8 protein-coding genes are annotated in these 10,578 nt (G+C 65.3%); 6 read left to right on the top strand and 2 right to left on the bottom strand.

The features are described from left to right. Position 1: 1 nt before the first annotated feature. A complete protein-coding gene (locus F812_RS26615) occupies positions 2-199 on the bottom strand; it encodes a DUF2735 domain-containing protein (protein WP_020086799.1) in 198 nt (65 codons plus the stop codon). A 471-nt stretch (positions 200-670) separates the two neighbouring features. Here F812_RS26615 and F812_RS0114990 point away from each other — a divergent pair, with 471 nt between their 5' ends. After that, entirely contained in the window at positions 671-1,708 is a 1,038-nt protein-coding gene (locus tag F812_RS0114990; RefSeq protein WP_020086800.1) for a glutamine synthetase beta-grasp domain-containing protein, read from the top strand. 133 nt (positions 1,709-1,841) lie between these two features. Here F812_RS0114990 and F812_RS0114995 read toward each other — a convergent pair whose 3' ends face one another. After that, positions 1,842-3,248, bottom strand: a complete 1,407-nt coding sequence (locus tag F812_RS0114995) for an ammonium transporter (protein WP_020086801.1) — start codon at positions 3,246-3,248, stop codon at positions 1,842-1,844. A gap of 414 nt (positions 3,249-3,662) precedes the next feature. On the opposite strand from F812_RS0114995, the gene F812_RS25580 reads away from it, so the two are divergent. The 5 genes from F812_RS25580 to F812_RS0115020 all read left to right on the top strand — a co-directional run bounded on the left by F812_RS25580 (position 3,663) and on the right by F812_RS0115020 (position 10,332). Further along, positions 3,663-4,310 carry a hypothetical protein gene (locus F812_RS25580; protein ID WP_026868157.1) on the top strand — a complete coding sequence of 216 codons (648 nt, stop codon included), beginning with the start codon at positions 3,663-3,665 and terminating at the stop codon, positions 4,308-4,310. A 106-nt stretch (positions 4,311-4,416) separates the two neighbouring features. Further along, positions 4,417-6,615: a dynamin family protein gene (locus F812_RS0115005; protein WP_020086802.1), complete on the top strand. Its 2,199-nt coding sequence runs from the start codon at positions 4,417-4,419 to the stop codon at positions 6,613-6,615. Beyond that, positions 6,612-7,895 carry a P-loop NTPase family protein gene (locus tag F812_RS0115010; protein WP_026868158.1) on the top strand — a complete coding sequence of 428 codons (1,284 nt, stop codon included), beginning with the start codon at positions 6,612-6,614 and terminating at the stop codon, positions 7,893-7,895. The genes F812_RS0115005 and F812_RS0115010 overlap by 4 nt, the downstream gene beginning before the upstream one ends. 98 nt (positions 7,896-7,993) lie before the next feature. Beyond that, on the top strand, positions 7,994-9,685 hold the full coding sequence (locus tag F812_RS0115015) for a SulP family inorganic anion transporter (RefSeq protein WP_020086803.1): 1,692 nt from the start codon (positions 7,994-7,996) through the stop codon (positions 9,683-9,685). A gap of 23 nt (positions 9,686-9,708) precedes the next feature. After that, positions 9,709-10,332: a ParB-like protein gene (locus F812_RS0115020; protein WP_020086804.1), complete on the top strand. Its 624-nt coding sequence runs from the start codon at positions 9,709-9,711 to the stop codon at positions 10,330-10,332. Positions 10,333-10,578 lie beyond the last annotated feature (246 nt).

A 10,578-nucleotide genomic window follows, 5' to 3' on the forward strand; every position in this document is an offset into this window, starting at 1 on the left:
CTCACCGCTTGTGGCTGTCCTCGGCCTCGATGGCAGCATCGTGATACCAGCCGCTTCCGAAAACGACCTTGGGCAGCCGCTGAGCAGTCAGCTCCTCGACGTTCTTCACGGACTTGAATGGCGCGCTCGCGGCGGCGCGACGGCCGCCAGCCGGGAACATGAAAATCTCCGCGCTCTCCCGATGAGTCTTCGCAGTCATCGTTCGTCTCTCCATTCGTGTTTCGCCAAAGCGCGCAAAACACCGCGTCAATAAGACGTATTTTGCCTGATGTTCGCACAGAATGCTCGTTAAATATCGGGAATTGCTCATATTATAGGCATGAATGTTTTTGCTTGTTTGGCTAGCATTTTGGTGACGGCGAGGCGGCTTTAGCGCGCGTTTTTCGCCCACTCACGAGGCACACGACGGACTTGCTACCGAACCAGGCACCTTTCTTCCGAACGTTGGGGGACGAATGCTGAGCGGCGTGACATCCGCGCAAAGAGTTGGAGCGCTCACGCGCACCGGCGTCTCGGCATTTCCCACAGACATCACGCCAACGCACGGCGCGATCCGAACGTTCCGCCGGTCGCGGCACCCTGGCACCGCACACTGAGCGCATCGCATCACAATGAACAGCGAGCGCGTCACGACCTCTCACGCGTCAAGGCATCAAACTAGGAGCTCACCATGACGAAGTACAAGCTCGAGTACATCTGGCTCGACGGCTATACACCGGTCCCGAATCTCCGCGGCAAGACGCAGATCAAGGAATACAGCGCCTTCCCGAGCCTTGCCGAGCTTCCGCTTTGGGGCTTCGACGGAAGCTCCACGCTCCAGGCCGAGGGTCACAGCTCCGATTGCGTGCTGAAGCCGGTCGCAGTCTATCCCGATCCCGCTCGCGTCAACGGCGCGCTCGTGATGTGCGAAGTCATGATGCCCGACGGCAAGACCCCCCATCCCTCCAACAAGCGCGCGACCATTCTCGACGACGACGGTGCCTGGTTCGGCTTCGAGCAGGAGTACTTCTTCTACAAGGACGGCCGCCCGCTCGGCTTCCCGGAGCACGGCTATCCCGCCCCGCAGGGCCCCTACTACACCGGCATCGGCTACAAGAACGTCGGCGACATCGCGCGCCAGATCGTCGAGGAGCATCTCGATCTCTGCCTCGCGGCCGGCATCAACCACGAGGGCATCAACGCCGAGGTGGCGAAGGGCCAGTGGGAATTCCAGATCTTCGGCAAGGGCTCGCGCAAGGCCGCTGACGAGATGTGGCTCGCCCGCTACCTGCTGCTCCGCCTCACGGAGAAATACGGCATCGACATCGAGTTCCACTGCAAGCCGCTCGGCGACACCGACTGGAACGGCTCGGGCATGCATTGCAACTTCTCGACCGCCTACATGCGCGAGGTCGGCGGCAAGGAGTACTTCGAGGCCCTCATGAAGGAGTTCGAGAAGAACCTCGACGATCACATCTCGGTCTACGGCCCCGACAACCACATGCGCCTCACCGGCAAGCACGAGACCGCTCCGTGGAACAAGTTCAGCTACGGCGTGGCTGACCGCGGCGCCTCCATTCGCGTGCCGCACAGCTTCGTCAATAACGGCTACAAGGGTTACCTCGAGGATCGCCGTCCGAACTCCCAGGGCGACCCCTACCAGATCGCTTCGCAGGTTCTGAAGACGATCTCGGGCGTGCCGGCCGGCGCCGTCGCCAAGGCGGCCTAACTACGCCACATCGCTTCATCGCGGCGCTGATCCGATCGTCGGCGCCGCGATAGCCCGCCCGAAGGCGACACTCCCCGAGTTATCGGCCTTCGGGCGGGATACCCCCAGGCAACAGCCTGCACTCCCCGCCCTCTCAGAAATTGTATCCCCGCTCCCCGTGCTCCGAGAGATCGAGCCCGGCACGCTCTTTCTCGCGCGGCGGCCTGAGGCCGATGACGAGATCGACGATCTTGTAGAGCGCCATCGAGACCAGCCCGGACCAGAGCAGAGTGAGCGCCACGGCCTTGAGCTGCGCCTTCATCTGGCTCGCCATGTCGTAGACGACCGTGATCTGCCCCGGCTTCGCGATGTAGTCGGCAATGCCGGTTCCGCCGAGCTGCGGATCGACCAGCAGTCCCGTTCCGATCGCGCCGGCAATGCCGCCGACGCAATGCACGCCGAACACATCCAGACTGTCGTCGTAGCCGAGCGCGCTCTTGAGTGACGTGCAGGCCAGGAAGCCGCAAACGCCGCTTACGAGGCCAAGCACGATACTGCCCATCGGCCCCGCGAAGCCCGAGGCGGGCGTGACCGCCACCAGACCGACCACCATGCCTGAGACGAGGCCCAGCGTCGTCGGCTTCCCCTTGACCGCCCACTCCACGAAGATCCAGGCGAGGGCCGCTGCCGCCGTCGCCCCGAACGTATTGCCCATCGCCAGCGCCGCCGTGCCGTTCGCTTCGAGGTTCGAGCCGCAATTGAAGCCGAACCAGCCGACCCACAGCAGCGCCGCCCCCACCATGCTGAGCGTGAGCGAATGCGGCGGCATCGGCTCGCGCCCATAGCCGGAGCGCGGTCCCAGCATCCACGCGCCGACGAGGCCCGCGATGCCCGCGTTGATGTGCACCACTGTTCCGCCGGCGAAATCGATGGCGCCCCATTGCGCGGCAAGCCCCGCGCTCGACAATAGGCCCTGAAGGTGCGCTTCCGCTGCCGTGCGCGTCTCGCCACTGGCGACCGAAACGGCGCGGGCTGCATCGATCAGCGCATCCGGGCCAGCCCAATACCAGACCATGTGGGCGATCGGGCAGTAGACGATCGTGACCCAGAGCACCATGAACACCAGCAACGCCGCGAACCGCATGCGCTCCGCAAAGGCGCCCACGATCAAGGCAGGCGTGATCGCCGCAAACGTCATCTGAAACCAGACATAGGCGTATTCCGGAACGTAGACGCCCGGAGAGAACGTCGACACGACAGAGTCCGGCGTGATGCCGGCAAGAAATGCCTTGGAGAGCCCGCCGACGAATGGCGCAGTGTGGCTATCCGCCGTGAATGCCAGGCTGTAGCCGTAGAGCATCCACACGAGACACACGAGCGCGACCGTCGCAAACACGTGCATCAGCGTGGCAAGCACGTTCTTGGTTCTGACAAGACCGCAGTAGAAGAGCGCGAGCCCCGGCACCGTCATGAGAAGAACGAGCACCGTCGAGACCATCAGAAATGCCGTATCGCCCTTATCGGGTGCGGCGATGGCCGCCGGACACGACAGGGCCGTCATGAGAAACGCGAGCCCGATGGGCCGTAGCGGACTTCTCGATTGAACGCGCATCTCGCAATCCCCCTCGCGCACATCTGAGCCACGTCGCGCCGGATGGCATCTCGCCACCTTCGGCATGACGTGAAATCTCACACAGCAATCCATGTGCCGAACGAGGCGCGCGCATCTTCCCTCTGCGCGAACAGCGCTTACGCGCGCGAACGCAAGCTCGCTTGCACATCGCCCGGCGCATCGCTGCCAGCCGAATGAGCGATCTGCTCAAATGTCTGTCACGCAACGCTCTTGTCGCGATCGAAGCGCTGAACTACGACATAATGGGTGAGTTGAAAGACGGCTGTTGCGTGCGGCGCGGCCAAACCTCTGCGGGGATCTACGACGCAATAGCGAGTGGGCGCATGGGTAGGATAGACGCTGATGGCACGCCACGATGAGCCCAAGCTGGACGAGCTCAAGAAACTGCTTCGCCGCCTCGACGGGCTCGACGGCGACAAGAGCCTGGGCAAGACCCCGCAGGAGACCGAGCAGCGCGGCTACGTCGGCGCATTGCGCGGCGCGCCTGCCCCCGGCTCGGAGGAAGGCCGAAGTCCCGCTGCCGCCTCAGCGAAGAAATCCGGCACGAACGTCTACGTCGCCGCCGTCATGGCGGCAGCTGTCTCCGCCCTCACCGTCTTCCTCCTCATGTCCTGGCAAGGAAGATTGGGCGGCATGGGAAATCTGAAGACGAGTCCCGGAACGTTCGAGCTGAACCAGCCCGCAGCAGGCGCACGCAGCATCGATCCGCAGCAGATAGATACGGCGAGCGGGCTTGTTCGCCGCGCGGATGCGTTGCTCGCAAGCGGCGAGATCGAAGCGGCCCGCGCATTGCTGCAGCGAGCGGCCGAGCTTGGTTCCGGTCCGGCTGCACTCAAACTCGGCTTCAGCTACGATCCCTCTCAAAAAACACCGGTAAGTTTCGCCGATAGCCGGACAAATCCGGCACTCGCAAAAGCCTGGTACGAGCGCGCACTCGCCCTCGGAACACAGGAAGCGGCCAGCTATTTGCCGAGCGCGAGCGGCAAATAGCCCTATCCCGCGTCCGCAACAAGCTGACGCGGCGTCCCAAAGGGTCATACTCTCGACCTTCCGGCATGATCGCTTGAGCGTTGGAGTTTTTGGAGGCGTAGGGCGCTTGAACGCGAGCATGTCGGGTGAGGAGACCCGCTCGGGACTCATCGGCAGCAGGCTGGAAGGCCTGCGCGCGCAGCTTCTCGGCTGCGGCGATGTGCTGTCCAATCTCGTCGAGCCCGCCGAGCGTCCGCTTGTCACCGATGCGCTGCGCAAGCTGAAGCAGCTCACCTGCCGCGTCGCAATCGTCGGCCAGATCAAGTCAGGCAAGAGTTCCTTCATCAACGCCTTCGTGCAGGACCCTGGCTTCCTGCCGACCAGCGTCACGCCCTGGACGACGGCCGTCACGAATTTGCACTTCCGCCAAACGCCGCCGGGCGCACACGCGGCGATCTTCACATTCCTCCAGCAGAATGAATGGAGCAGCCTCGCCGAAAGCGGCGGACGCGTGCGGGAGTTGACGGAACGCCTCGTACCCGGCTTCGAGCCCCAGCTTCTCCAGCGCCAGGCGGATCAACTGAGAGAGCGCGCCCAGCAACGCCTCGGCGTCGAGTTCGAGCTTCTGCTCGGCCAGGCACACGCCTTCGAGAGCTTCGATGCCAGCATCCTGCTGCAATATCTCTGCTCGGGAGATTTCGCCGGCCATGCGGGAGCGGCCGCTATCGGCAAGTACTCCGATCTCACCAAGAGCGCCGACCTCTATTGCGATCACGGGCCCTTCGCGTTCCCGGTCACCGTCATCGACACGCCGGGCACCAACGATCCGTTCCTCATTCGCGACGAGATAACGCGGCGCAGCCTGGGCTCGGCCGATGTGCACCTCGTGGTGCTCACTGCCCGCCAGCCGCTTTCCGATACGGACGTCAGCCTGCTTCGCATCATGCGCGGCCTCAACAACGACCGCATCGTCGTCCTCATCAACCGCATCGACGATCTCGCCGACGTCGAGACGGAGCTGCCGAAGGTCATCGCCTACGTGCGCCAGAGGCTGGACGCCGAGTTTCCCGGAACCGGCATCCCCGTCGTCCATGGCAGCGCCTGGTGGGGCAATCAGGCCATCGCATTCGAGGCCGAGGCCGTCGCCCGCATCCTGGCGCGACGCTCGGCGAGCCACCTTTTGCGCGCCGGTCTCCTCCACCCGAGCGAGCTGACACCAGCCGCCCTCTCGAACTCCGATTGCCGCGAACGCATCCGCCACTCTCTTTGGGCGATGTCCGGCCTCCCGTCGGTTTACAAAGCGATCGACATGGCGATGGGCGCTGCCCGCCCCGCATTCGCGCTGCGCCAGATCACCCACGCCTTCGCGGAAATGGCCCGCGTGTGCGAAGGAAGCGCGAGAAGCGAGCTCGAGGCCCTGTCCGACGCAGCCAAGAGATCCAGTGATCTCCCGCAGGACGCCGAAGAGCGATTTGCCCGCATTTCAGCCGAAAGCGAGCAGCTTGCCCGCGTCACCGCCAACATCGACGCCTCTGCGACAGGCATCGAGACGCAGCTTGCCCGCATCATTCACGAGGAGCGGGAGGCATTGCGCCGTCACCTCATGGCGACGATCGATCTCCACGCCGCCCGCGAGCGCGACGTCCTCATAGACACCCTCTCGCGCGGGCGCGCACCACAGGTCTGGACGCATGAAGGCGTGGAGCTGAGGCGCGCACTGGCAGGCGCCTTCCATGAAGGGTTCCGCAACGCCGCCGAGCGCCTCACGTCGTTCCACGCCCGCGTTGCACCCGAGTTGCACAAACTCACAGCGTCCCTGATGCCGGACTCCGCCCTCTCCGATCCCCATGGGCCCACGCTCTCCATCGCGGAGCCCACCATCGCGCCCTTGAGCCGCCTTGTCGCCCTCGATCTCGACACGTCCCGCTGGCGCCTGTTCTGGAGCCGGCAGCCGTCGCCGGAGGCGTCCGGCGCCAGGATCGAGGCCCTCATCCGCGCCGAGTTCTCGCCTGTCGCCGACGAATTGGTGCAACTTGCGGAAAACGCCTTTCACGAGTTCAGCGCCACCACCATCACATGGTCGTTCGGCGCATGCCGCAACATCCAGCACGCCCTCCGCCGCCGCCTGGAATTTCTACGGGCCGAGTACGAGGAGACCCGGCGCGCCGCGGTCTCGCCCGAGAGCGCCCAGCGCGCAACCGAAACAGCCGAGCGGCTTCGCGCTCAGGACCAGCGCGTGAAGGACAATCAAACCCTCACCCGCCATCTTGAACACCTCATCCAATACATGGACAAAGTCCTGCATGAAGAGGCTCCGCGCCCATGAGTAGAGCATCCGAGCAGTTCCTCGCGGAGATCCGCGACGCCCGCGAACGCCTGATCGAGACCCGCCTCACCGATACGGCGCTGACCTATTGCATCGCCGGTCTCTCGCGCATCGAGGAGGCGCTTCGCCGGCCGGTGCGCGTGGTCATTCTCGGCGAGTACAATTCCGGCAAGACCTCCGTCGCCGACCTTTTGATCGGCGCGGGCCTGCTGCCCACCAGCGTCGTGGCGAACACGCAGGTGCCCGTGCTCATGACTTACGCCGAAACCGCGTCCATGTTCGGCGTCACGGAAGCGGGCACCCGCATCCGCGTCGATGGCGACGAGAACGACCCGCTGACCGACATCGCCTTCCGCGCTATTCAGGTGGCGTTGCCTCTGGAGCACCTGCGCAGGCTCCAGATTCTCGATACCCCCTCCGCCGCCAGTCCGGCCGCGTTCATCGAGGATGCCGACATCGTCATCTGGTGCACCGTCGCGACACGCGCCTGGACCGAAAGCGAGCGCGCGCTCTGGGCCTCGCTCCCTCCGCGCTGCTGCCGCAACGCGCTCCTGGTCGCAACGCATAAGGACAGCCTCCACCTCGCGGAGGAAGTGACGAGCGTAACCGAACGCCTGCGCGCCATGACCACCGGCCTCTTCCGCGATATCGTGCTGGTCGCGGCAGAAGGCGGACGCGACGACGGCGCAGCCGGACACGCGGGCGCAACGGACACCGGCGCGGCAACCCTTCGCAACGCCGTCGCATCGCTTGCAGGCGAGATCGCCGACCGGCGAACCCACAAAGCGGAGAAGATCGTCCGCAGGCTCGGCCGCCTCACCTTCCACCATCTCTCGAGCGCGCGCCTGCGCCCTGAAATCGCGACCTTGCTGACAGACTGGGAAAGCCGCTCCGGCCTCATCGTGGAGCAGCTCACCGCCGGAACCAGAACCGTCCCCTCGGCAATCGAAGAGCTTCTGCAGGCCTACGCCGGGTTCGCCGAGCTGCTGAGCCCCGGCGTCATTCTCGGCGACAGCATTCCCGTCACCACGGCCCGCGCATTGACCGCGCCGCTCCATTGGCCCGCGAACGGCGCGGCGGCGCAACGCCTCGTCAAGACGCTCGTCTCGGACCTGACCGCGCTCCTGCGCATGCTGGCCGCGAGGTCCACGGCTGCGAGCCCCCGCCATGGCGACTACCAGACCGCCCGCGGCATTCTTCTTGCGCTCGCGGACCTTGATGGCTCCTTCGCCGCCCTCGAGCGAATGCTGGGCTCCTCGACGCCCGATGCCCCCGCCTGACGGCGCGGGGCAACCCGGCTGATCGACACCATTCCTCTTCGCTGCGTCTCATTGTAGGTTCTGGCGGCGTACTGCCCCAACCAGGTGGATGCGGAGCGATGCAGTTCCGAGTTCCTGCGCTCTTCGGCTCGTTGCGAGGATGGACGACGGCCAACGCCTGGCGCGACCTTGCCGCGGGCGTGACGCTGGCCGCCATCACCATCCCGGAGCAGATGGCCACCGCCCGCCTGGCGGGTCTCGAACCGCAGATCGGCTTCTATGCCTTCATCGGCGCCACCCTGGGATTTGCGGCCCTGGGCGCAAGCCGCCTGCTGACGGCGGGCGCGGACTCCACCATCACGCCGATTTTCGCGGGCGCGCTCGCTGCCATGGCGGCGAGCGGATCGGGATCGCTCGGTGCCGCCGCCGTGGCCTTGGCCTTCCTGGTGGGCGCCATGCTGATCGTGGCAGGCCTCCTGCGGCTCGGCTGGATCGCCAATCTTCTCTCGATACCGGTCGTCACCGGATTTCTGGTCGGCATCGCCGTCCACATCGCGGTGTCGCAGCTCCCGGCGCTGCTTGGCATCGACGGCGACGGAAGCGATTTCTACCGGCGCATCGAGACCATCGCCCGCAACCTGCCCTCGCTCAATCCGTTCTCGGCTGCCATCGGGCTTGGCGTTCTTGCCATCATGATCGCATCCGAGCGCATCAACGGACGGATCCCCGGCGCCTTGATCGGTGTGATGCTCGCAACCATCATCGTGCAGGTCTTCGATCTCGAAAGCCGTGGCGTCGCCGTGCTCGGCCCGCTGCCGGGCGGCCTGCCGCATTTCGCGCTCCCCTCGCTCGATGACATGTGGCAGCTCCTGCCCCTGGCGCTGATCGTCTCGCTCGTGGTCATGATCCAGACGGCGGCCGTCAGCCAGTCCTTCCCGGACCCGGACGGACGCTCCCCGGCAATCGATCAGGATTACATCGGCGTGGGAGCCGGAAATCTGGCCGCCGGCGTCCTCGGCGCCTTGCCGGTGGATGCCAGCCCGCCGCGCACCGCAGTCGTCGCCGCGGCGGGCGGCAGCTCGCAGATGAGCGCGCTCCTTGCCGCAGGCGCGGTGCTCCTGCTCGTCGTGTTCGGCGGCACGCTGCTCGCCCACATCCCTCAAGCCGCCCTTGCCGGGATCCTGATGTTCGTGGCCCAGCGGCTGATCCACACGGACACCATTGCCAGGATAGCCCGCGAGGCACCAATCGAAGGCTTGCTCGGGCTCGCCACGACAGCCGCGATCGTCGTGCTTCCCATCCAGATCGGCGTGACATTCGGCATCGGGCTTTCCCTCCTTCACGGCGTCTGGATGACGACGCAGACCCGGCCGGTTGAGATGAGAAGGCTTCCCGGCACCACGGTATGGTGGCCACCCAGCAAGACAGATCTCGGCGAATGCGTGGGCGGCGTGGCCGTCATCGCCTTCCAGGCCCCCTTGCTCTTTGCCAACGCCGAGACCTTCAAGCGCGCCATGATCGAACGGATCGACGGCTACGACACGCGCCCCGCCGTAGTCGTCCTGGAGGCGAGCAGCATTGCCGACATCGATTACACCGCGGCCGAAGCGCTGAGCGAGGTAATCCGCCACTGCCGCCGCACCGGCATCGCCTTCGCCATCGCCCGCCTGGAATCGATCCGGGCCCAGGACGCCCTCGACCGCTTCGGAACACTCGACGCCCTCGGGCCGGATCGCCTCTTTCACAGCGTCGAGGATGCCGTGCAGGCGCTTGCGCCGGAGCAAAGATCGCAAGCCCGCGACCGAGCATGATGTCAGCGTAACAGGACCAGCCCATGACACCCATTCGCGAGCCCCTGCTGAAGCCCACCGCGATCCGCGACTTGAGGCCCACGCAGATCACCATCGGCATGCGCGAGGTGGCAGAGAAACGTCAGCAATGGCGCGAGAAGAGCGCCCACGAGGGTCGCGATTTCCTGGCCCGGCACATGATCCCGGTGGTGATGGGCCCGAAAGCGCGGCCCTACCTCATCGATCACCATCATCTCGCGCGCGCGCTCCACGAGGAGGGGGTGGAGCTGGTGCTCACCACCGTCGTGAGCGATCTCAGCCATCTAGAAAAGGATGCGTTCTGGGTCGTTCTCGACAACCGGAGCTGGATGCACCCGTTCGACGATACCGGCTCGCGGTGCGGCTATTCGGAGATCCCGAAATCCGTAGTCCACTTGACGGACGACCCCTTCCGCTCGCTTGCCGGCGCCCTGCGGCGCGCTGGCGGCTTCTCCAAGGATTCGACGCCGTTCAGCGAGTTCCTATGGGCTGACTATCTGCGCCGCCACATCAAGCGGTCCACCGTGGAGAAGAACTTCGAGCACGCGCTCGCACTGGCGCTGGACGCATCCAAGACGCACGACACCAACTATCTCCCCGGCTGGTGCGGCCCCATCCAAGAGGAATGACGGCGTCGTTCAAGCCATGCACGCGCTCGCGAACGTGAAGCAGGCCCGCGTATCCTGGGAGGTTCGCGCCCGCCCAAGGCACTGGACAAACAAGAGAAATTCGCCACCTGCCCTCAAAGGGCTCAAGCGGCGTGACGACCCTGGTCGGGTTCGCGCGATCCTCGCTGTTTCACGCGCCCGCCAAATAGGTTACGCACCCCCAGTCGCCTCCCACGCGGAGGCGTGGATTGAAACGATCACTCGCAG

It is taken from the genome of Hyphomicrobium zavarzinii ATCC 27496 (assembly GCF_000383415.1).
GTDB classification, from domain to species: Bacteria; Pseudomonadota; Alphaproteobacteria; order Rhizobiales; family Hyphomicrobiaceae; genus Hyphomicrobium_C; species Hyphomicrobium_C zavarzinii.

What these genes read in the sequence shown, in the direction of transcription:
- F812_RS0115015 (WP_020086803.1), top strand. Translation starts at nt 7,994, where the DNA reads ATGCAGTTCCGAGTTCCTGCGCTCTTCGGCTCGTTGCGAGGATGGACG.
- F812_RS0114995 (WP_020086801.1), bottom strand. Translation starts at nt 3,248, where the DNA reads ATGACGGCCCTGTCGTGTCCGGCGGCCATCGCCGCACCCGATAAGGGC.
- F812_RS25580 (WP_026868157.1), top strand. Translation starts at nt 3,663, where the DNA reads ATGGCACGCCACGATGAGCCCAAGCTGGACGAGCTCAAGAAACTGCTT.
- F812_RS0115020 (WP_020086804.1), top strand. Translation starts at nt 9,709, where the DNA reads ATGACACCCATTCGCGAGCCCCTGCTGAAGCCCACCGCGATCCGCGAC.
- F812_RS0115010 (WP_026868158.1), top strand. Translation starts at nt 6,612, where the DNA reads ATGAGTAGAGCATCCGAGCAGTTCCTCGCGGAGATCCGCGACGCCCGC.
- F812_RS26615 (WP_020086799.1), bottom strand. Translation starts at nt 199, where the DNA reads ATGACTGCGAAGACTCATCGGGAGAGCGCGGAGATTTTCATGTTCCCG.
- F812_RS0114990 (WP_020086800.1), top strand. Translation starts at nt 671, where the DNA reads ATGACGAAGTACAAGCTCGAGTACATCTGGCTCGACGGCTATACACCG.